20 protein-coding genes are annotated in these 23,011 nt (G+C 39.0%); 16 read left to right on the plus strand and 4 right to left on the minus strand.

All coding sequences use genetic code 11. From position 1 onward, the window contains the following. Nucleotides 1-8: 8 nt before the first annotated feature. Together DCC35_RS07140 and DCC35_RS07145 are read left to right on the plus strand one after the other, a co-directional pair. Nucleotides 9-854, plus strand: a complete 846-nt coding sequence (locus DCC35_RS07140) for a DUF4349 domain-containing protein (protein ID WP_137090134.1) — start codon at nt 9-11, stop codon at nt 852-854. Nucleotides 855-1,406: 552 nt separating this feature from the next. Continuing rightward, nucleotides 1,407-2,702, plus strand: a complete 1,296-nt coding sequence (locus DCC35_RS07145) for an MgtC/SapB family protein (RefSeq protein ID WP_137090135.1) — start codon at nt 1,407-1,409, stop codon at nt 2,700-2,702. A 194-nt stretch (nt 2,703-2,896) separates the two neighbouring features. On the opposite strand, the gene DCC35_RS07150 is transcribed toward DCC35_RS07145, so the two are convergent. Continuing rightward, a complete protein-coding gene (locus DCC35_RS07150; protein WP_137090136.1) occupies nt 2,897-3,307 on the minus strand; it encodes a hypothetical protein in 411 nt (136 codons plus the stop codon). 162 nt (nt 3,308-3,469) lie between these two features. Between DCC35_RS07150 and DCC35_RS07155 the strand changes: the two genes are divergently transcribed. Next, complete coding sequence (locus DCC35_RS07155) at nt 3,470-4,435, plus strand: LysR family transcriptional regulator (protein ID WP_137090137.1); 966 nt, start codon at nt 3,470-3,472, stop codon at nt 4,433-4,435. Nucleotides 4,436-4,518: 83 nt separating this feature from the next. Here DCC35_RS07155 and DCC35_RS07160 read toward each other — a convergent pair whose 3' ends face one another. Continuing rightward, nucleotides 4,519-5,778 carry a peroxiredoxin family protein gene (locus tag DCC35_RS07160; RefSeq protein ID WP_246070171.1) on the minus strand — a complete coding sequence of 420 codons (1,260 nt, stop codon included), beginning with the start codon at nt 5,776-5,778 and terminating at the stop codon, nt 4,519-4,521. Between the two features lie 367 nt (nt 5,779-6,145). On the opposite strand from DCC35_RS07160, the gene mraZ reads away from it, so the two are divergent. The 13 genes from mraZ to ftsZ all read left to right on the plus strand — a co-directional run bounded on the left by mraZ (nt 6,146) and on the right by ftsZ (nt 21,422). Further along, nucleotides 6,146-6,592 carry a division/cell wall cluster transcriptional repressor MraZ gene (mraZ, locus tag DCC35_RS07165; RefSeq protein ID WP_137090138.1) on the plus strand — a complete coding sequence of 149 codons (447 nt, stop codon included), beginning with the start codon at nt 6,146-6,148 and terminating at the stop codon, nt 6,590-6,592. Between the two features lie 15 nt (nt 6,593-6,607). Beyond that, entirely contained in the window at nt 6,608-7,519 is a 912-nt protein-coding gene (rsmH, locus tag DCC35_RS07170) for a 16S rRNA (cytosine(1402)-N(4))-methyltransferase RsmH (RefSeq protein ID WP_137090139.1), read from the plus strand. Between the two features lie 72 nt (nt 7,520-7,591). Continuing rightward, the gene (locus DCC35_RS07175; RefSeq protein ID WP_175402752.1) at nt 7,592-7,888 is read left to right on the plus strand and encodes an FtsL-like putative cell division protein; all 297 of its coding nucleotides are present in this window, start codon (nt 7,592-7,594) and stop codon (nt 7,886-7,888) included. Continuing rightward, a complete protein-coding gene (locus DCC35_RS07180; RefSeq protein ID WP_137090140.1) occupies nt 7,885-9,978 on the plus strand; it encodes a penicillin-binding protein in 2,094 nt (697 codons plus the stop codon). The genes DCC35_RS07175 and DCC35_RS07180 overlap by 4 nt, the downstream gene beginning before the upstream one ends. 6 nt (nt 9,979-9,984) lie before the next feature. Continuing rightward, nucleotides 9,985-11,448: a UDP-N-acetylmuramoyl-L-alanyl-D-glutamate--2,6-diaminopimelate ligase gene (locus tag DCC35_RS07185; RefSeq protein WP_137090141.1), complete on the plus strand. Its 1,464-nt coding sequence runs from the start codon at nt 9,985-9,987 to the stop codon at nt 11,446-11,448. Nucleotides 11,449-11,453: 5 nt separating this feature from the next. Then, nucleotides 11,454-12,677, plus strand: a complete 1,224-nt coding sequence (gene mraY / locus DCC35_RS07190) for a phospho-N-acetylmuramoyl-pentapeptide-transferase (protein WP_137090142.1) — start codon at nt 11,454-11,456, stop codon at nt 12,675-12,677. Between the two features lie 9 nt (nt 12,678-12,686). After that, the gene (gene murD, locus DCC35_RS07195) at nt 12,687-14,042 is read left to right on the plus strand and encodes a UDP-N-acetylmuramoyl-L-alanine--D-glutamate ligase (protein WP_137090143.1); all 1,356 of its coding nucleotides are present in this window, start codon (nt 12,687-12,689) and stop codon (nt 14,040-14,042) included. Then, nucleotides 14,035-15,201, plus strand: coding sequence for an FtsW/RodA/SpoVE family cell cycle protein (locus DCC35_RS07200; RefSeq protein ID WP_137090144.1), 1,167 nt, complete (start codon nt 14,035-14,037; stop codon nt 15,199-15,201). Before murD ends, DCC35_RS07200 begins: the two co-directional genes overlap by 8 nt. Further along, nucleotides 15,201-16,319 (plus strand): undecaprenyldiphospho-muramoylpentapeptide beta-N-acetylglucosaminyltransferase, encoded by a 1,119-nt coding sequence (gene murG, locus DCC35_RS07205; protein WP_137090145.1) that lies wholly within the window; start codon nt 15,201-15,203, stop codon nt 16,317-16,319. Before DCC35_RS07200 ends, murG begins: the two co-directional genes overlap by 1 nt. Continuing rightward, nucleotides 16,316-17,710, plus strand: a complete 1,395-nt coding sequence (murC, locus tag DCC35_RS07210) for a UDP-N-acetylmuramate--L-alanine ligase (RefSeq protein ID WP_137090146.1) — start codon at nt 16,316-16,318, stop codon at nt 17,708-17,710. The genes murG and murC overlap by 4 nt, the downstream gene beginning before the upstream one ends. Further along, entirely contained in the window at nt 17,707-18,474 is a 768-nt protein-coding gene (locus tag DCC35_RS07215; RefSeq protein ID WP_137090147.1) for a cell division protein FtsQ/DivIB, read from the plus strand. Before murC ends, DCC35_RS07215 begins: the two co-directional genes overlap by 4 nt. Before the next feature lie 33 nt (nt 18,475-18,507). Beyond that, nucleotides 18,508-19,812 (plus strand): cell division protein FtsA, encoded by a 1,305-nt coding sequence (gene ftsA, locus DCC35_RS07220; RefSeq protein ID WP_137090148.1) that lies wholly within the window; start codon nt 18,508-18,510, stop codon nt 19,810-19,812. Between the two features lie 74 nt (nt 19,813-19,886). Next, a complete protein-coding gene (ftsZ, locus tag DCC35_RS07225; protein WP_137090149.1) occupies nt 19,887-21,422 on the plus strand; it encodes a cell division protein FtsZ in 1,536 nt (511 codons plus the stop codon). A gap of 388 nt (nt 21,423-21,810) precedes the next feature. Here the strand turns inward: ftsZ and DCC35_RS07230 are convergent, their stop codons facing one another. Beyond that, complete coding sequence (locus DCC35_RS07230; RefSeq protein ID WP_246070173.1) at nt 21,811-22,353, minus strand: NADPH-dependent FMN reductase; 543 nt, start codon at nt 22,351-22,353, stop codon at nt 21,811-21,813. 68 nt (nt 22,354-22,421) lie between these two features. Continuing rightward, a complete protein-coding gene (locus tag DCC35_RS07235; RefSeq protein ID WP_137090150.1) occupies nt 22,422-22,994 on the minus strand; it encodes a thioredoxin family protein in 573 nt (190 codons plus the stop codon). Nucleotides 22,995-23,011 lie beyond the last annotated feature (17 nt).

Genomic DNA, 23,011 nt, shown 5'->3' on the forward strand with positions numbered 1-23,011 from the left:
AAAACATTATGAAAAGACATATTTTAATTATTTCAACCTTGTTAATTTTCTTTTTATGGGGATGTAAAGAGGATGATAGAATGATGTATGCTGAAAGTGCAAACGATTATGCTCTTGATATTCCTGCTACTTCAATGTCTCCAATGCCACCACCCTCCAATGTATCTCATGATGAGTCGATTACACGAAAAATCATAAAAACCGGTCAAATTGAGATTGAGTCGAATGATATAAGTGAAGATTATCAGAAATTGAAGGGTCTCCTGAAAGGAACAAACGCATATATTGAATCAGAGGACCAATATAGGTCAGATAGAGAGATTTCCTATACTATAAAAATTCGTGTTCCTTCTGAAAAATACGATACACTTTTTAATTCGATGGTCAGCACAGCAGATCGATTAATTCGAAAACAATCGAATATTGAAGATGTTACAGAGCGCTACCATGATCTAAAGACCCGGATCAAAAATCAAAAAGCTCTGGAAAAAAGATACCTGGAGATATTAAGAAACGCTACAAAGGTTTCTGATATACTTGAGATTGAATCCAAGCTTACGGAAGTACGGTCAGAAATTGAAACGCTTGAAGGAAAATTCAAATATTTAAGCAAGCAAATTTCGTTTAGTTCGATTACTCTCTTAATGGTTGAGAAACTTCCCTACACCCATATACCAGAAAAAAATACAGGCTTCGGAGAAAAATTGCTTGGTTCATTTGATAATGGCTGGAGTATTTTCTTATCATTTATAGTTGGTGTTTTCAGTCTTTGGCCTTTCTTAATTCTTTTGATTGTATCTTTTTATCTTTTTAAGAGATATAGAAAAAGAAAAAGGCAAACTACTAGTAAATAAATACTGCTCTGAATCAAGGCTTCACTGGTTCAGGCATCGCGTTTGGATCCATAACACACAGGTATCCACATACAGATTTCTCCTTGCTGATCCGCCTCTCGGCTCACAGCACAAGACGAGCGAAATGACGATTAGGGGATTGGTCTGTGCATTTAACAAAAATGATCGAGCGCGTTTAGCGATAGCGTAACGCGTTTGTGATAGTATTGAGTTATTAGGTTGATTTGTTATCAGTAATCTTGACTTGATGATGGTTTGAACCAGGATTTAAAAAGATTAATTAGATTGTTTTTGAAGACGTTGCTCCAGATGTTAGCGGAGCGCATCTGGAAGTGAGAATAAAAAGGATCTTAGTTCCGTATTAACTGCTTCGTGGGAACATGAACCATGGCAATAAAGAAAATTGCTTATGCAATTTGTTCAACCACGAGAATCCTTTATTGTTTCAAGCGTCGTGCTTTGACCGTCATTATATAAAAATAAACAACCAAATCAAGATTGAATATTATATCCTTGGCTTGATTCGCTTAATTTTTGTTAACTTTTATACTAATGAAAGAAGACATTACCATATTAGCTGTTGCATTAGGATTAGGTCTGTTGGTAGGACTACAAAGGGAGAGAGGTAAGATCAAGATCGCCGGAATCAGGACTTTTAGCCTTATCACTTTATTTGGTGCAGTTACTGGCTTAGTAGCCAGAGAGTTTAACGAAATATGGCTGGTTGCTGCCGGAATAATTGCCTTAGCTTTCGTGGTGGGAATGGCGAACTTTCTAAAGAGGAAAGAAGAAGAACCGGATATTGGTCAGACAACTGAAATTGCGGCATTATTAATGTACTCTCTTGGCTTTTATCTTGCTATAGGAAATATGACTATCGGAGTTGTGGTGGGAGCAGCAGTGGCACTGTTATTATATCTGAAGGGATTTTTTACTCGTACAATCCCAAAACTAGGAGAAAAAGATATCCAGGCCATCATGGTTTTTGCCGCGGTATCTTTAATTGTTCTTCCAATATTACCCGATAAATATTATGGGCCATATAATGTTCTCAATCCACAGGAAATATGGTTAATGGTTGTGCTGATCGTCGGGCTCAGTGTTGTCGGGTATTTCGTTTATAAATGGCTGGGTAAACGTACAGGTACAGGTGTAAGTGGAGTGCTTGGTGGATTAATATCCAGTACGGCCACTACTGCAACATATTCAAAACTTTCAGGCCAGGTAAAATCTTCAACAAAAAGTATAGCCTTTATAATTATCGCAGCATCTGCAGTATCTTTTATTCGAATTATCATTGAGGTTATCGCAGTAGGGCCTCAATTTACCGGGACGGTTATCCCACCTCTTTTAATTGTTGCTATAGTTTTTTGTGTGATTTCAGTTTTTGTATTTATTCAGAGTGATAAAGCACAGGAAGAAAAAGTGCCGGAGCCTGATAACCCTGCCCAGTTTAAAACAGCTATTATTTTCGCTGTATTGTACGGAATTATTATTCTTTTGATCGCTTTTGCTAAAGATAAACTTGGTAATAGTGGTCTTTATATTGTTTCGCTCCTAAGTGGTTTAACCGACGTGGATGCCATCACCCTTTCAATGACTAATACGATGCAAAAAGGTACTATTGATCCGACGCAGGGATGGAAATATATTATGGTTGGAGGCTTATCAAATTTATTATTCAAAGGTGGAATGACCATATCAATGGCAAGTAAAAGGGTAACCAAGATTGTAATTCCTGTTTTTCTAATAATTATCGGAGTAGGAGTGGTGTTGATTTTCATTTGGCCGGATATTAATCTGTTCCAAACAATATCTTTTGACTTTTTAAATACACAATCAGAATAATTGGGAGTAAATCCAAACTATTGCCGGCCTTGACTTTGGCTATAGAGATTTTAACAAAGTCACTGAAAAATACCGGCTGGGCACTTTAAAATCGATAAATATTTGAGAATGGGGGTAGAGCTCTAAAAGCCTATGCCTGAAAATAAAAATCCCACAGGTTTTGCCCGTGGGATTTTTTATTATCTCCAAGATTTTTACCTCTTCCTAATTTCAGATTCAGAGACCAATTTAAACAAATAGGTCACCATATCATCATCAGTTTTCCCGTCGATCAATATCCCCTTGGGAAATACTTTTGGGTCATTGATGACCAAATTAAAATTTCGCTCCCTGTAATTATATGCTCTTTTATCTTTATATCTGATCACCAGAATATAATCATACCTGTCGCTATCCAGTACTTTTTGGACTTCGTATCCGGTTATAAAACCTCTTTTTAAAGCTACTTTGTGTTGCTTTTCCCAAACCTCTTCAAGGTACTCAACAAAATTTCTCGTTTCACCTTCTTTGACTTTTAGATATTGTTGAGATACAATGTCTTGAGAAAAAGTATTGACCTGAAAAAATAAAAATACTAGTGTAAAAAAAGAAAAAAATCTAATCATGGCTCAATCATTTTTATCAAAGATAAGCATTTAGACATCTGTTACATAAATAAGTTTTATCCGAAACATTACAATTCACTATAAAAAGTCAAGATAATCATAAACAAAATTTTATATAATAAGTTAAAAGAAATGTAAACAGTAATAAACATAAATAATCAGATGAACTTCACATTGCACCAGTTAAGAGTTTTTGCTGCAGTAACCGAGCATCAGAGCGTAACAAAGGCAGCGGAATCATTATTTATGACCCAGCCAGCAGTCAGTATTCAATTAAAACATCTACAAGATCAGTTTGACGTCCCATTAACCGAGGTAATTGGAAGAAAGATACATATTACAGATGCCGGCGAGGAATTAGCTACTCTGGCGAAGGAGATATTGGGCAATGTCGATGAAATACAAACGAAAATGTCGGCTCTTCGTGGGGTCACTGCAGGTAAGCTCAAGTTAGCTGTGGTATCAACAGGGAAGTATTTTATGCCTCACTTTATCAGTGAGTATCATGAAAAATATGAAGAAGTTAAATTATTTGTCGATGTAAGTAACAGGCGAAAAGTTCTTTCATCTCTTCAATCTAACGATGTGGATTTTGCGGTGGTTTCTATCCTTCCGGATCTTGAAGGTATAGAATATGAAGAAATTATGCCAAATCCACTATATGTTGTTTCGGGAACTAATTCCAATATCCCCGAGAAGAAGTTTTATGAACCTCAGGATCTTGAAGAAATACCTTTTATTTTCAGGGAGGAGGGTTCCGGAACCCGGACCATGCTGGAAAAATATATCGCTGAGAATAAAATAAATCCTAAAGTAATGCTGGAGCTCACCACTAATGAGGCTGTAAAACAGGCAATTATGGCAGGATTAGGAGTTTCAGTAATTTCAGCGTATTCAATGCGACTGGAATTAAAGAATGAAGAATTAAAAATACTACCGGTAAAAGGTTATCCGCTGGTAAATACCTGGTACCTGGTTTGGTTAAAAGGAAAGAAATTCTCCCCGGCATCTTCTGCATTTCTTGATTTTATTCGATCTGAAAAAGAACGAATTTATGAGGATAAATTTGCAGATTATTATTTTGAAAAAGAAAATTTAAAGGGAACGAAAATGGCAGTAAAAGAGTGAAATACTATTTAAAGGTTCAGGTTGTTTAACGTTGATGAATAGAAAAGGAGAAGCAAATCAAGCTTCTCCTTTTTTTTATCAAATCAGACTTTTTCTCTCGCTAATTTTTCGATCAGTTCCTTAAAGTGTTCTGTAAACCTGATGTAATGATCTCCAGTTCCGGGTCCACTAAATCCGGTGTGAATATATCTTATCTCCTGGTCTTTATCCAAAACGATCGTCGTAGGAAAAGCAATCACTCTGTTTAGCATCGGTAATGTTTCTGCGGCTCTTTCTTTATCTGCATTGCCAGCAATCAGAACGGGATAGTCAACTCCCAGTCTCTCTTTCATTTTGGATACTCTTTTTGCGGCATATTCAAAGTCATCCTTCTTTTCATACGCCAATCCTACGATCTCAACCGGTAAATCCTGGTTTTTCTTATACCAATCTGCAAGGAAGCGCGTTTCATCCATGCAATTAGGGCACCAACTACCAAGTAACTGGATAATAACTACCTTGTCTTCGAATCTTTCATCGTTTAGGCTGACCATATTTTTATCCAGGTCGGGGAATTCAAAATTAAAAGAATCATATCCTTCTTTCATGTAAGTCATTTGAGAAGGATCAGGTAAAGATGCATCGGGATCGGGTACTGCAGTCCAGTCTTCATACCAGTGGATTCCAGACCAAAAACTACCATTTAATTGTCCGTTATCTTCAATTTTGGCTGTGAATAAAAATGCATGATCACCGTCAAACGTACTCAATTTAAGGCTGTCACCATCAACTACTCCGGTCAGATACCTGTAATCGCCCGTTGGAGTTAAAAAAGTTCCTTTTACATCAGTTCCATTTTGAGTGAACTCACCCACAGCTTCTGTCGTATCACCATCATTGGTTACAAATGTAACAGCATATCTTTCCTCGATGTCTGCTGGTGAAGTATCAGAGACAGAAAATTCCGGATTATCAGATATCTGAGCAGTGACAGGAATTCGATAATCATTCTTTCGGTAATATTTAACAAATTCTCCTGAGAAGCTTTCTTCTTTAAATTCAACCTCGAAAGCACTATCAAAAATACTTAAAGATATTATTGCTGAATCACCTGATAAAGAAAACGTATCAGAGGGCATGCGTTCTTCTCCGTTGACAAAAGTCATAAGATATTTTTCATCTCCCACTTTGCTGAGATCAATAGTAAATGGAAGGATCTGTCCATCCATATTCATTTCAGCTCTGTACCTGCCAGTTGCAATCTCATAATTATTTTCAGTTTTTTCCGATTTTTTTCCACATCCTCCCACCAATGCTGAGAATATTATTATCAATACGAATTCAGAAAGGGTCTTTAAGCTCATAAATATTCTTTTTTAGCCGTAATTAACGATTTTAAGCAATTCAAAGATAATTTTTTTTATCAAACTGTCGTCATTTTGACTAATAATATGCCGAAGGTCATAGGTTTTACGGAATTTTCTCCCACCTTTCCCCACTTTCGCTTATCTATTTTATTTTAATCAGTATAACTAATTGTAATTCAATTATTTATGTGTTGTTATAATTTATTTAACTCCTTGATTATAAAAGTTTTAATACCTTTTGTTTGGTACTAATTAATAAGAATTTTATATTAGGTGGTAAAAAGTGGGGTGAAGTGGTGGAAATTGTCAGACTTTACTCTACATTTGTGAATTGAAAAGGAATAAATAATTAGCGCGCGTTTAAATGGCCTTTTTTACAAGTGAATATGAAATTAAACTGGATGCCAAGGGGCGGCTTACGCTGCCTTCGAAGCTGAAGTCCGGTCTCCCAGAATCGAATGGGGGTGAGCTTGTATTGAGAAGAGGTTTTGAACAATGTTTGATATTATACCCGATGACTGAGTGGAAAAAGATCTACCAGAAAATTGCCGGGTTAAATGAATTTAATGAGGAACACAGAAAATTGCAGCGCAATTTTTTCAGGGGAAATTCGGTTGTAGAATTAGATAGTTCAGGCCGGATCCTGATTCCAAAGCCAATGATGAGTTTCGCAGAACTCGATCGTGAGGCAGTATTAGTGGGGGTGGGAAACAAGATCGAATTGTGGAACCCGGATATATATAATAATTATTTGATCGACGACCAGAAAGAGTTTTCTGCATTGGCAGAAAAGTATCTGGACTCGAACTAATGTTCTTTGAAAGCTATGATGTACCATAAGCCGGTAATGCTTGAAGAGTGTCTTGAAGGTCTGGCCATAAAACCAGAAGGAATTTACGTTGATGTAACCTTCGGTGGGGGCGGTCATTCAAAACCTATTTTAAAGTATTTATCGGAGGGTAAACTGTTTGCATTCGATCAGGATGTTGATGCAAAGGCGAACGCTGACCAAATTGATTCGCCTAATTTTGAGTTTATTCAGAGTAATTTCAGGTATTTAAAAAAGTATTTAAAGCTGTACGGTATCAATAAGGTTGATGGAGTTCTCGCTGACCTGGGAATTTCATCCCATCAGATTGATGTACCGGAGAGAGGCTTCTCTACAAGATATGAGGCCCGGCTTGACATGCGGATGGACCAGAACACTAACCTAACAGCCGAAGAAATTGTCAATACCTACTCTGAAAGTCAACTACATCGTATTCTGGGTATTTACGGGGAATTAAAAAATGCCCGTACCGCCGCAGCAACGATCGTATCACATCGAATAAATCAACGAATTCAAACCGTTACTGAATTAAAGGAAGTTTTGAAGAAATGTACACCACGGGGTAAGGAGAATAAATACCTGGCCCAGGTGTTTCAGGCGCTTCGCATTGAAGTTAATGACGAAATGAAAGCCCTGGAAGATTTTCTTATGCAAACAGCAGAAGTGATCAGGCCGGGAGGTCGTCTGGTAGTGATGTCATATCACTCCCTGGAAGACAGACTGGTAAAAAACTTCATTGCTAAAGGCAATTTTCAGGGGCAACCTGAAAAAGACTTCTACGGAAATCTGATTCGTCCTTTCGAGCCGGTAAATCGAAAACCCATCATAGCGTCTGAAGAAGAAGTGGCTGTAAACAGTCGCGCAAGAAGTGCAAAATTGAGGATTGGTGAACGACTAAAAGATGAGTGAAAACAAAAACAAGGTAAAAAGTCAAAGCAACAAGGCTGCTAAAAACAGGGTTTTTTTTCCCGTTTTGAGCAGGTGGTCAGCTTTGAGACAGTCTTTCGAGACGGACTGCCTGTCAAGTTTTTACCCTACATATTGTTTTACACTGCGATATGCATCTTTTACATCGGGCACACTCATTATGTAGATAAGACCATTCTCAAGATCAACCGTCTTGAGCAAGAGGTAGAAGATTTACGGGCTGACTTCCAAACTTCCCAGGCTGAATACAAAATTCAAAGTAAGCAGTCTGAGGTAGCAAAAAGGGTCAAAGCCCTGAAGTTAAAAGAAAGTGATGAACCGCCGTATAAAATTGAGTTGACGGAAAAATGAATATAAAACGTTCCATAGTACTGAGGGTCAGAATTGCCTTTATTATTATGTTCGTTTTTGCCCTGGCCATTATTTATAAGATCATCGAGATCAAGTATATCGAAGGCGATAAGTGGGTGGAAATGGCAGAAAGTATTGGTTTTCGCGACAAGGAGGTAAATGCCGTCCGGGGTAATATCTATTCCGATGATGGGTCTTTACTTGCGACCTCTTTGCCTTTTTATCGTGTGGCATTTGATGCTACTGTTTGCGATGATGAGGTGTTTAACTACGGAGTGGATTCACTTTCCATGATGCTTGCAGCTCATTTTGGAGACAGAAATAAAGCATCCTACAAAAGATTGATCAAGCAGGCCCGTGCCAAAGGAGACCGATACATTGTTCTGGGAAAAAGATACATCAATTACAGGGAGAAGAAGGAGCTTGAGTCATGGCCAATTTTTAGAAAAGGTCAGATGAAAGGCGGGGTAATTTTTGAAAAAGAAAATCGCAGATATAAACCTTTCCGACAGCTTGCAGCCCGAACTGTTGGTTTTACTAACAGTGAGAAAAAAGGAGTTGTAGGTCTCGAGTTTAGCTTTAATAATAATCTGGCCGGTCAGAATGGCCGTGCTGTGTTTCAAAAAGTTGGAAACGGAAACCTTAAGCAGATTTATGATGGCAATGAAGTAAAGGCAATCGATGGTTTTGATATTCAAACTACCATAGACATCAACTTACAGGATGTAGCAGAGTCGTCGTTGCGTAAACATCTTCAGAAACACGATGCTAATTACGGATGTGTTGTCGTGATGGAGGTGGCAACCGGTGAGATTAAAGCAATCGCTAATCTCAGTAAAAATTCTGCCGGGAAATACCGTGAGCGTTACAATTATGCTGTAGCCAGTTCTGTAGAGCCTGGATCTACTTTTAAGATAGCTTCCGCCATTGCATTAATGGAAGAAACAGGACTTGAGCTTTCAGACACTATTTATACCGGTAAAGGAGAGTTTAAATTTTATGATCGCACAATGCGTGATCACAAACCAGGAGGTTATGGTACTGTTACTCTTAAGGAGGCGATAGAAAAGTCTTCGAATATCGCCATTTCGAGATGGGTTGATCAGAGTTTTAACACTAAGCCTCAGCGATTCATGGAGTATGTGAGATCTTTTGGTCTTTCTGAGCCTCTTAACTTTCAAATGGTCGGTGAAGGAAAACCTTACTTCAAGGATCCGAACGCTTCTGATTGGTATGGTACTACTCTTCCCTGGATGTCTATCGGATATGAATTGAGAATGTCGCCATTGCATATGCTGACTTTTTACAATGCAATTGCCAACGAAGGAAAGATGGTGGCTCCTATCATAGTTAAAAGTATCAGAAAAGCTGATGATGTTATCGAGCATTATGATACGAGGGTAATCAGAGATCAGATATCAAGAAAAGAGACACTTAGAAAAGTACGAAAGGCACTTGAAGGGGTAGTTGAACGAGGTACGGCGATGAATATTAAAGGAACTGATTATAACATAGCTGGTAAAACAGGAACTGCTCAGAAAGTTAAAAACGGACGATATACAAAAAGCTACTATACCAGTTTTGCCGGTTATTTCCCTGCAAAACAGCCCAAATATTCATGTATAGTGGTCATTGATAGCCCAAAAGGATATTTCCAGTACGGTAGTGATGTAGCGGCCCCGGTATTTAAGGAGATCGCTGATAAGATTTTTTCTCTCGATCTGAATCTTCATCAGCCACTTCCATCAAAGTTTGCAGTGGAGAAAGGAATTTTCCCGGTCATTCAATCGGGTAAATATGACGATCTGAATCTTATCTGCAATAAGCTTGGAATCAGTAATCATTTGAGTGAGCCTGCAGAATGGGTGAAGGCATCAATTGATGGTACAAGTATAAAATGGAATGAGAAGTCACAATCTGAAGGATTGATGCCTGACTTGAGAGGAATGACAGGTAGAGATGCTCTTTTTCTTTTAGAAAATAAAGGAGTTCGAGTTGAAGTTTCCGGTAAGGGTAGGGTAGCTAAACAATCACAGTTGCCAGGATCGAGATTGATCCGTGGCAGTTATGTAACACTAACATTAGAATAATATATAGTGAATAAATTAAGCGACATATTATATAAAGTTTCTATCAGGCAGGTAAAAGGCGAAACTGCCATGTCTGTCAGTGCACTGGAGATCGATTCCAGGGCAGTGAAACCTGACAGTTGCTTTGTCGCGATTAAAGGAACTGTGGCAGATGGGCATGATTACATAGACAATGCGGTAGAAAAAGGTGCAAAAGCTATTGTTTGTGAAACATTGCCAGATAAACTTTTTGATAACATCACCTACGTTGCCGTAGAGAACACCGCTGTTGCCTTAGGCACAATGGCCTCTAATTTTTACGGCAATCCGTCTGCCAGGTTGAAACTAGTTGGTATAACCGGAACGAATGGTAAAACTACCGTTGCAACCATGTTATACAGGTTGTTTCAATCTCTGGGACATAAGAGTGGGTTGATTTCTACTGTGGAGAACCGGATCGATGATAAGATAATCCCATCAACACACACAACTCCCGATGCGATCAGATTAAATAAGCTATTAGCAGATATGGTCGCCAATGGATGTTCCTTTGCTTTTATGGAAGTCAGTTCTCATGCGCTTGTGCAGCACAGGGTAGCAGGAGTTGATTTTGCCGGTGGGGTATTCACCAATATCAGCCATGATCACCTGGACTACCATAAAACTTTCGATTCGTATATCGAAGCTAAAAAATTGCTTTTTGACGGGTTAAAGCAAGATGCTTTCTCCCTTGTAAATATTGATGACAAAAGAGGAAGAGTGATGGTTCAGAACACTCGCTCTTCAGTAAATACCTATGGACTGCGACAGCTTGCTGATTTTAAGGCAAAAATGATCAGTAATACTTTACAGGGTATGGAATTGCAAATGCACGATCAGCATGTTTGGTTTAAGCTGATCGGTAAATTCAATGCTTATAATTTATTAGCAGTCTTTGGAGTGGCAGTTCTTTTGGACGAGGATCCTACTGAGGTTCTTTCGGCTATGTCGGAACTCAATGGCGCCCCTGGAAGATTCGAACTGGTGATCTCACCAAAGGGAATTACAGGGATCGTTGATTATGCACATACTCCGGATGCCCTGGAAAATGTATTGGAAACTATCGCAGACCTGAGAACTGGTAATGAGCAGGTGATCACCGTTGTAGGTGCAGGAGGTAACAGAGATACTTCTAAGAGACCTGAAATGGCCTCAATCGCTGCACGATTTAGCGACCGGGTGATTTTAACCAGTGATAACCCAAGATTCGAGGATCCGATGGAGATCATCAAGGATATGGAAAAAGGCCTTGGGCCAACACAAGTAAAAAAGAAGGTAAGCCTGCCGGACAGGAAAGAAGCGATTCGTTTGGCGGTGAATTTTGCCGAACCAGGAGACATCATCCTTATCGCAGGAAAAGGACACGAAACCTATCAGGAAATTGAAGGGGTTAAACACGATTTTGATGATCGTGCTGTATTGAAAGATATGTTTGAATTAATGAATGACTGAATATAATGCTGTATTACCTATTTGATTATTTAGACCAACAATTTGACATGCTCGGAGCAGGAGTGTTCCAGTATATTTCATTCCGTGCGGGTATGGCAGCATTATTATCATTATTGATAACAATACTTTTTGGTAAGAAGATAATCTTATGGCTACAGAAAAAACAGGTTGGTGAGACAGTCAGAGACCTTGGTTTAGAAGGTCAGCTTCAAAAAGCAGGAACTCCTACAATGGGAGGTGTTATTATAGTTGCTGCAATACTTCTACCGGTGATCTTGTTTGCAAAGCCAGATAATATTTACATCATACTTTTATTAGTAACAACTGTTGTAATCGGATCAATAGGTTTTCTGGATGATTATATCAAGGTCTTTAAGAAAAATAAGGAAGGTCTAAGAGGTAAGTTCAAAATGATCGGGCAGATCTCTCTTGGATTAATAGTTGGGCTAACCCTTTATTTCCATGAAGATGTAGTGATCAGACAATTCGAAAAAGCTGAGCAAAAAGATCAGATAGAGGTAGTTGAGGCTACTCCTGAATATGAGGATGTAAAATCAATGAAGACCACTTTCTATTTTTTAAAGAATAATGACTTTGATTATACAGAATTAACTGAAGCGATAGGTTTAACCGAAGACTTTACCTGGTTGATCTATACTTTGATAGTAGTATTTATTGTTACTGCTGTTTCTAATGGAGTAAACATAACCGATGGAATCGATGGGCTGGCTGCAGGTACTTCTGCGATCGTCGGACTTACACTGGCAATATTAGCCTATGTATCTGGTAATGCTGTATTCAGTCAATATCTGAATATCATGTACATACCGATGTCTAGTGAACTAGTAATCTTTTGTGCTGCTTTTGTAGGAGCATGTATCGGTTTCTTATGGTATAACGCTTATCCCGCACAAGTTTTTATGGGAGACACAGGAAGTTTATCACTTGGTGGGATCATAGCTGTACTAGCACTTGCAATAAGAAAGGAATGGTTAATACCAGTTTTATGTGGTGTATTTCTAATAGAAAATTTATCGGTAATTCTTCAGGTAAGCTATTTCAAATATACAAGGAAAAAATATGGTGAGGGGAGAAGGATATTTTTGATGTCACCACTCCATCATCATTATCAAAAGAAAAATTACGCAGAACCTAAAATAGTAACAAGATTTTGGATCGTGGGTATCCTTTTAGCGATCATATCGCTGGCTACCCTCAAACTGAGATAATAAAAATTAATGGCTGACAGAATAATCATATTAGGCGCTGGAGAAAGCGGTACAGGTGCAGCTTTGCTTGCTGATAGCAAAGGCTTTGAGGTGTACCTTTCCGACAGTGGAGCTATTGCCTCAAAATATAAGGCAAAGCTCGATAAAGCCAATATACATTATGAAGAAGGAGGTCATGATTATTCTAAATGGGTGGGAGCCGTGCTAATGGTAAAATCACCAGGTATTCCACCTCAGGCTGATCCAATTAAATGGTGTAAAAAGAATAATATTCCTGTAATAGGAGAGATCGAATGGGGAGCAAGATTTACTAATAAACCGATAATCGGAATTACAGGTACGAATGGTAAGACTACAACTACCTTACTTACTCATCACCTTGTGAAATCCGGTGGGCTTAATTATGCGCTTACCGGTAATGTAGGAAAGAGTTTTGCAGAAGCGGTAATCGAAAATGAAAAATACGACGGATATGTAATTGAAGTCAGTAGTTTTCAACTTGATGACATTGTAGAGTTTAAGCCAAAAATTGCTGTGCTTTTAAATGTAACTCCTGATCATTTGGATAGATATGATAATAGCATGGAGCTATATCTCTCTTCTAAAATGAGGATCGTAGCTAACATGGATAAAAATGACCATTTCATAGCTAACATATCCGACGAATATACAGCTAAGGGTGTAAAAGAAGTTAAAGAAAAAGTAAACCTCATAACCCTGGGTGCAAATGACACTGACATAAATATTGATGTCAGAGAAAATGAAATCAATTTCAATCTGGATAAAAGAAATTTCACAGTAAAAAGTGATGATCTACCAGTTAAAGGTCCTCATAATATGATCAATGCCGGGGCAGCGATTGCCGCAGCAATTAAATCCGGAGTATCTGAAACTGATATAAGAAAAGGACTGGATTCTTTTGAAAATGCTCCACACAGGCTTCAACTGATAACAGAGATTAATGGTGCTTCCTATGTAAATGATAGTAAGGCTACAAATGTGGAAGCTGTTTACTACGCATTGAAAAGTTTTGATAATCCGATTATCTGGATCGCAGGAGGAGTCGACAAAGGAAACGATTACGAAATGATTCTTCCACTGGTAAAGGAAAAGGTCAAAGCCCTGATTTGTATGGGTACTGATAATAAAAAATTAGTCGATGCTTTTGGTGACCATGTCAGAACATTTGATACAGGATCGCTTAAAAAAGCAATGGCAGTAGCTTATGCAGAGGCAAGACCCGGAGATATCGTATTGCTTTCTCCGGCCTGTGCAAGTTTTGACCTGTTTAAGAATTATGAGGACAGGGGGAACCAATTTATTGAAGCGATAAATAATTTAAAAGAGGAGGTGAGTGATGACTGAAAAGATCAGATTGTGGACTCAGGAAAACCTTAAGGGTGATCCGGTAATCTGGGGTGTAATGTTCGCCCTGGGACTGATCAGTATCTTCGTGGTTTATTCTGCCACGAGTACGCTTGCTCACAGAAATCACTTCGGTAATACTGAATATTATCTGATCAGGCATACTATCCTGGTATTTCTGTCATTTTTCACCGCATACCTGGCGCATAAAGTTGATTTCAGATATTTCAGTCTTTTATCAAAGCTTGCGCTATGGATCAGTGTTCCTTTGCTGCTTTATGCATGGCTTTTTGGTAACACGATCAACGATGCCAGTAGATGGATTACCATTCCATTGATCAATCAGTCTTTTCAGCCATCAGATCTTGCTAAAGTGGCATTGATTGTGGCATTAGCATCGATGCTGAGTAAGAGACAACAAAAAATTGAGAATGTAAAAGTCACTTTGCTACCAATATTGATCTGGATCTTTATTGTATGCAGTTTGATCGCAATGACAAATATGAGTACAGCAATTCTTCTTTTTCTGACCTGCATGCTTTTGATGTTTATCGGAAGAGTTCCGGTAAAATATCTGGCTATGCTTGTTCTAATTGGTGCAATTGCCGGTACAGCCGCTTTTACTGTTGGTCAGCGTGGTGAAACAGTAATTAGCAGGGTTGAGGCATTTTTAGATGATGACCATATCGGTTACCAGGAAAAACACGCCAAACTTGCTATTGCTTCCGGGGGAACAATTGGTAAAGGCCCTGGAAAGAGTGACGGAAGAAATTTTCTACCTTCTGCTTATGCGGACTTTATCTATGCAATCATCCTGGAAGAATATGGTGTGATTGGCGGAGTTGCAGTATTGATACTGTACCTGGTGCTTCTTGTGAGAGGTATGCGGATGGTGTCGAATAGTGAAAAGGCATACGAGGGATTATTGAGTGCCGGAATTTCCTTTTCCCTGGTATTACAAGCTATGGTGAACATGGGAGTTGCAGTTGGCCTCGGTCCTGTAACTGGTTTACCACTACCTTTTGTAAGTATGGGGGGAACGAGTTTGTTATTTACCGGACTGGCATTTGGAATCATGCTAAGTGTGAGTCGTGGTCCGCAAGTGGCACTCAACGAAGGAAAAGTTAAACAAGGAAATAATTTTGCTAAAGCAGCTTAATGAGTAATAAAAGACCATATCGAATAATCATCAGCGGAGGAGGCACCGGAGGACATATTTATCCTGCTATTGCCATCGCACAGGAGATCAAAAAGCGTCATGAAGATGCAAAGATTCTCTTTGTCGGCGCAAAGGGTAAAATGGAGATGCAAAAGGTGCCTGAAGCCGGATTTGAGATTAAAGGTCTGTGGATTAGTGGTATTCAAAGAAAGGCTTCTGTCAGAAACCTTCTGTTTCCGGTGAAACTGATGAAGAGTCTGATCGATGCTCGCAGAATTATTAAAGCATTTAAGCCAGACGCAGCTGTAGGTGTTGGAGGCTATGCAGCCGGTCCATTGCTTTATGTTGCGGCTAAAAGAAAAATACCAACGTTGATCCAGGAGCAAAATAGCTTTGCAGGTCTCACGAATAAGTGGCTGGCAAAAAGTGTGGATGTTATTTGTGTTGCATATAAAAATATGGGAAGGTTTTTCCCTCCCCATAAGATCAAACTAACGGGTAATCCGGTGAGATCGGAGATCGCTGAAAATATGCCAGGTAAAGCTGAAGCTGCTGAGCATTTTGGATTCGACAGTAACAAGCCAATATTGTTGATTTTGGGAGGAAGCCTGGGTGCAAGGAGCATCAACGAAGGAGTTCTTAAAAATCTAAAGAAATGGACACGTGATGGTATCCAGGTCTTTTGGCAGTGTGGCAAATTCTATCATGAGGAGATGCAACACAGGATAGATAAGATTTTAGGATTAGATAAATCAATGGTGAAGGTTACACCTTTTATTAAGGAAATGAATAAGGCGTATGCTTTAGCTGACCTGGTGGTGAGTCGTGCAGGAGCTCTTTCAGTCTCTGAATTATGCCTGGTAGGCCGACCGGTAATATTTATTCCTTCACCTCATGTTGCCGAAGACCATCAAACAAAAAATGCACAGGCTTTAGAAGAAAACGGAGCAGCAATTTGTCTGAAGGATTCAGAGCAAGGTGAAAAGTTAGGTGACATGGTTAAAAAAGTGATCACCGATGAAAATAAAAAATCAGCATTAGCAAGTGCTATTAAAAAGATGGCTCTTCCAAATGCGACAAAAGATATAGTAAACGAATTAGAAGAATTATATAAGTGAAAATAACGGATTACGATAACGTGTATTTCCTTGGGATCGGAGGCATCGGAATGAGTGCCCTGGCTCGCTGGTTTGTCGATAGAGACAAGGCAGTAGCCGGCTATGATCGTACTTCCTCAAATCTCACAGACAAATTGTCTGCTGAAGGAATGGAAATACATTTTGAGGATAATCCGAATTATATACCGGCTAAGTTCAGAGATCCTGAAGCCACGCTGGTTATTTATACACCTGCGATTCCTGAGCATCACGATGAGTTTGATTTTTTCAAAACCAGTGGGTTTACAATTTATAAGAGATCAGAAGTACTTGGAATGATCACTAAGGATCATAAAACTTTAGCGGTGGCCGGGACACACGGGAAGACTACCACGAGTATTATGCTGGCTCATCTTTTATATCAGGCTGATATGAATATGGAAGGGTTGCTGGGAGGTATTGCAACAAACTATAATTCCAATTTATTGCTTAATCGCAAGGATGAAGAACCAATAATCGTGGTTGAGGCTGATGAATTTGACAGGACATTTTTACGATTGAATCCAACTTCAGCAATCATTACTAATATGGATGCAGATCACCTGGATATCTATGGTGAGCATGAGGAGTTGGTTAAATCATTTAAGGAATTCATTGAATTGATTCCTAAAGGTCAAAAGATCTATTACCACAATTCACTTTCAGACCAATTATCAGGTTTAATTGAAGAAAGAGGACTGAAAGGAATTAGCTATGGAATTGATGAAGGGGATGTAAAAGCCTCTAACATAAGAGTTGAAGAGAATGCTTTTGTTTTTGACATGTCCTACGAAACTGAAAATTTGTTTTTCGGAGGACTGGTTCTTCATCAACCCGGATTTCACAATGTGCTAAATGCTATAGCAGCATCAGCGATTGCACTGGATAATGGATTGGAAAGAGAAGATCTTTTTAGTGGTCTGGAAAGCTATAAGGGTGTTAAAAGGAGATTTGAATATATCTGTATTACAGATCAGACCATTTACATCGATGATTATGCTCATCACCCGACTGAAATAACATCACTCATTGATTCTGTCAGGAAATTATATCCTGAAAAGAAAATGACAGTGATTTTTCAACCTCATTTGTATTCGAGGACAAGAGATTTTGCAGATGGTTTTGCTGAGTCACTGGATAAGGCTGATGATGTGATATTGATGCCGATATATCCGGCAAGGGAAGAACCTATTGAAGGAGTTGATTCTGATTTGATTCTGAATAAAATGAAAAACATCAATAAGGTAGTAATCGACAGAGAAGATTTGATTGCCTTATTGAAAGCCCGGGAACCTGAGTTACTATTAACTGTAGGAGCGGGAGACATAGACAGAGAAGTAGTAAGAATTAAAAATATGCTTGAAGCATCGTGAAGAAATTTTTAAATAAAATATCGATTAAAACACCTGTGAAGATAGCTATTCTGGTAGTAGTCTTTGTAGCTGTGGCTGGGTTTGCCGGAAACAGGTACAATACCCGGACCTGCTCAGAAATTAATGTCAGGTTAAATGGTATTGAGGATAATTATTTCATCAATGAAGAGGATGTGGTATCGGCTCTGACATACAATGGAGTGCCTTTATCAGGAAATAGCTTTGAAAATATCAACCTTAAAGATCTTGAAATTAAGATCCTGAAGCAACAATACATTAAATCTGCAGAAGTATTTCGTGGACTTGGAGGGAACCTCGTTGTCGAAGCCGAATTGGTAAAGCCGGTAGCAAGGTTAGTTCAGAATATGGCAGCAGACGCTTATATAGGTATTGATGGTAGGATCATTCCGATTTCGGATCGATATACACCAAGAATGATGATCATAACAGGCGATTATGTAAAGAGTATAATTACCGGAAAACTTACCGAACAACCTGGTAATCCGATAATGAACCTTATCAAAAAGATAGAGGAGGATGAGTTTTTAAAAGCTCAGATAGCCCAGATCGATATAGATAAGAAAGGCAATGTTATTCTTTACCAGCAGGTAGGTAAGCAGCGGATCGAATTGGGTAAACCAGTTGATCTGGATAAAAAATTAAAAAAGCTGGAAGTATTCTATAGTGAGATTCTACCCCGAAAAGGATGGAATCATTATGACAGGGTTAACCTGGCTTATGAAGATCAAATTATTTGTGAATAAAAAAACAGACACCACCATAAATTATACAGTATCATGGATTACGAAAAAATAGTTGTAGGCTTGGATATTGGAACCACCAAGATCGCAGCCATTGTAGGAAAGAAAAATCAACATGGGAAACTCGACGTTCTCGGAATGGGACAGGCCGTTTCTGATGGCGTAGTAAGAGGCGTAGTTAATAATATTGATAAGACAGTTGCTGCTATTCAAAAGGCAATAAGAGAAGCTGAAGAGCAGTCTGGCATTGATATCAATGTTGTGAATGTTGGAATTGCAGGTCAGCATATCAGAAGCTCGATGCACCATCACAGCATCACGAGAATTTCTGATGATGATGAGATCAAAGTTGAGGATGTAAACCGTCTGACCAACGAGATCTATCGTATAATGATGCCTGCAGGAAGTGAGATTATTCACGTAATGCCCCAGGATTATATGGTTGATTACGAAGAGGGGATCCTTGATCCTGTAGGAATGGCCGGGACTAAACTCGAGGCTAATTTCCATGTGATCACAGCTAAGACTAACGACATTAAAAATATTCATAAGTGTGTAAAAAGAGCCGGGCTTGAGGTTGAAAACCTGATACTGGAGCCGCTTGCATCCAGCTTGTCAGCACTTAGCGATGAAGAAAAAGAGGCTGGTGTTTGCCTTATTGATATCGGAGGTGGTACTACTGATATTGCAATTTTCCATGATAACATAATAAGACATACCGCCGTGGTTCCATTTGGTGGAGATATAATCACTTCTGATATAAAGCAGGGGTGTAGCGTAATGCAAAATCAAGCTGAATTGCTAAAGACCAAATTTGGTCGGGCAATCGCTGAGGAGGCAAGTCCTAACGAGATCATTAGTATACCTGGCCTCAGAAACAGGCCTCCAAAAGAGATCTCGATTAAAAATCTTGCTTTCATTATTGAAGCCAGAATGGAAGAGATTATCGAATATGTACATAGCGAGATTATCGCTTCAGGATACGATGATAAGCTTGCAGCCGGGTTGGTGGTCACCGGTGGTGGATCACAATTACTGGGTATAAAACAATTGTTCGAATATATGACTGGCAAGGATGTGCGCGTCGGATTCCCGAACGAACACCTTGGCAAAAGCAAAATTAATATTGTGAAGAGCCCGATGTATGCAACGGGTGTCGGATTGGTACTGACCGGATTCAGATCGCTGGACGAGCGTGAAGAACGATATAAAGCATATCCAGCCAACCGTGAAGCAGGAAATGAGAACACCAGTAAACCGAATGGAGGTGATTTTTTCAAAAAGATCATCAACAAGACCAAAGGGTTACTGATCGATGATATCGATAACACTAATTATTAATTATTTAAAGAACTAACTAACCGTCCCGGGTCACGCCGGACGGCACTATAACCACAATTAAAACCGTAGAAATTATGTCAGACAACGGATTTACTTTTGATATCCCCGAGCATCAAAAATCGATCATTAAAGTGATTGGTGTTGGGGGAGGTGGTAGCAATGCTGTTAACCACATGTATAACCAGGGAATTAAAGATGTTGAATTTGTCGTCGTAAATACAGATTCACAGGCGTTAAAAGCCAGTCCGGTACCCTACAGGCTTCAAATCGGGACTCACCTGACTGAAGGGCTGGGAGCTGGAGCTAATCCTGAGATCGGAAAAAACGCCGCAATCGAAAGCAAGGAAGAAATCAGAGAACTTCTTGGCGATGGAACTAAAATGGTTTTTGTCACTGCCGGAATGGGTGGTGGAACAGGAACCGGAGCAGCTCCACAAATTGCCAGAATAGCAAAAGACATGGATATCCTGACTGTGGGTATTGTCACTGCACCTTTTGGTTTCGAAGGCAAAAAGAAAATGGCTGCTGCAGAAGCAGGAATAAAAGATTTAAAAGAATGCTGCGATACAGTTATCGTCATTCTTAATGATAAACTGAGAGAGATATTTGGTAATCTGGCCATCAGGGAAGCATTTGGTCGGGCAGACAATGTTTTGACCACTGCTGCTAAAGGTATTGCAGAAATAATTACTGTTCCGGGATATGTCAACGTCGACTTTCAGGATGTAAATACAGTAATGAAAAACAGTGGTGCTGCGGTAATGGGATCAGCCCAGACTGAAGGTGAAAACAGGGCTCTGAAGGCTGCGGAACTAGCAATAAGCTCTCCTTTATTAAATAACCGTGACATCCACGGTGCAGAAAAAATTCTTCTTTCGATCATCTCCGGTGAAGAAGCTGAGCTGCAAATGGATGAATTGACTGAAATCACTGAATACATCCAGGAAGTAGCTGGAGACGAAGCAGAGGTGATCTTTGGTCATGGTATTGACCCTGATCTTGGTACAGCATTGAGAGTGACTTTAATCGCGACAGGATTTGATGCTCCAAGTACGATCAAGGAAAATGTCGAATCAACAAACTCGAAGAAGGTCTTCGACTTAGAATCAAACAGGCAAATTAAGTTATTCGGAGAAAACAGCGATTCAAAATCATCAAAGAATGAAACGCTTGATGACGGCCCGTCCCAATCAAGTCAATTCATTGCAAGAGATCAGGAAGAAGAGGAAAATGCCAACAACCTCTTCGACCTGGATGATGATTTTGAGGTTGTTGATGATGAGGAAGTTACTAACAAAGAAGAATCTACTGAAAAGAATGACAGTGGAGAAGTTAAAAGGACATTCGTATTCAGTGAGATCGAAATGAAAAAGCAAAAGCTTCAGGAACAGGCAATGGAGCGAAAGCAAAAACTAAATAATTATAACAGTACTCCTGAAAAAAAGGATGAGGAATACAAGGAGAAATTCAAGGTGCCAGCTTATTTGAGGAAAAAAGTTGACTTGAAAGAATCTCAGCATTCTTCAGAGCGAAACATGAGTAAGTATAATTTAAACGATGATAATGAGATCCTTGGGAACAACAAGTATCTGCATGACAATGTAGATTAATTCCCGATGGTCGCGAATATATAATCATTCATGGTTCCGGAATACGTCCGGAGCTAAAAATAATATGTAGTTATGGTGGTGTAGAAAGAACATGGGCCGCCACTTTTGCGTCGAGATTGATATTTATTTTTTCCATAGCCTTATTTTTTTTGACGAAGGTCTGTGTTCTTTTTTTAAAATCTATGACTACAAAATTATTTTTTATTTACGGTTAGTTAGGTGGTAAATACCGGCCACACTTTTTGCAGAATGATGGCTTACAAATCTTTGCGGGCCGGTATTTTTTTTCTAACCATTAAGACTTGGTTAGTTAGGTAGAATGCCGGAATTTTTTGCGGTTCCCCTGGTCCGGGAAAGGCTTCAGTGCTCCGCTTCCGGCATTTCTTTTTTAAAATTCGAGAAATGCTTCTACTTGCTCGTCAATAAGTTGCTTGTAAAGATCATTAAGTACTTCCTCCCCATCAAAGTGCTTATGAATAAATGAAAGCTTTGGCTTTTGTGCCAACACGTGAGTACCACAATAGTTAAAAATATCTGTTAGGTGACTCAAAGCCAGGCCTGCACCCTGTACACCAGAAGAAAGTCCAACTAAAGCACATTTCTTATTAGAAAAGGTATCAGGATATTCCATTCCATCGATAAAAGCTTTCAGGACCCCGGGAAATGATCCATTGTATTCAGGAACAATAAATATAAACTTGGTTGTATTTAACATTCGTTCTCTGAACTTATTAAAAACTTCATGTTTTCCGGCATTTTCATATAGTGCCGAAAAAACAAAATCATCAGGAAGATCATCCAGTGAAAGCACTGGTGCTTCAATACCTTTATCACTAAGGCATGTTTGGTAATACGCTGCAAGCTTTGGACTTACCGCATCTTTTCTGTTAGTACCACTTATTATTGTATAGATCTCTTTCTTATTATTCATAAAAATGAAACTTCATGATCCATCGTCAATACAACGGATATAATTAATATTTATTCTCGGTAATTATTTTATGCTGGTTGATTTCCCTCTTTCCATTTAATATTACATCCCATACTTGGGTGTTGAACAGCAGGAATGTCATCACCATCCAAAATAGCCTCCAAAACCTCAACAAGATCTTTTCCTGTGACAGGTACGTCATTTCCTGGTCTCGATTCATCAAATCTACCACGATAAATGCATAACAAATTTTCATCAAAAACAGAAAAATCCGGGGTGCAGGCCGCATCATAAGCTTTTGCTACCTCCTGTGTTTCATCATACAAATAAGGGAAAGGAAATTCAAGAGCATTTGCTAATTGCTTCATGTTCTCCGGTGAATCATCCGGATAATTAGTGATATCATTGGAGCTAATCGCAATGAAGTTGATACCCTCATTTTCATATTTTTCAGCAACTTCAACAAGTTTCTTCCTTATGTGAATCACATATGGACAGTGATTACAGATGAACATGACTACAGTAGCTTTAGCACCCCTTAGATCATTTATAGTGAAAGTTTTTCCGGAAACAGTATCTGGTAAATTAAAATCCGGAGCCTGGAATCCGAGCGGTATATCTTTTGTTGGCGTTAATGACATATTATTAGTTTTAATAT

Source organism: Mangrovivirga cuniculi (assembly GCF_005166025.1).
Lineage (GTDB): Bacteria > Bacteroidota > Bacteroidia > Cytophagales > Cyclobacteriaceae > Mangrovivirga > Mangrovivirga cuniculi.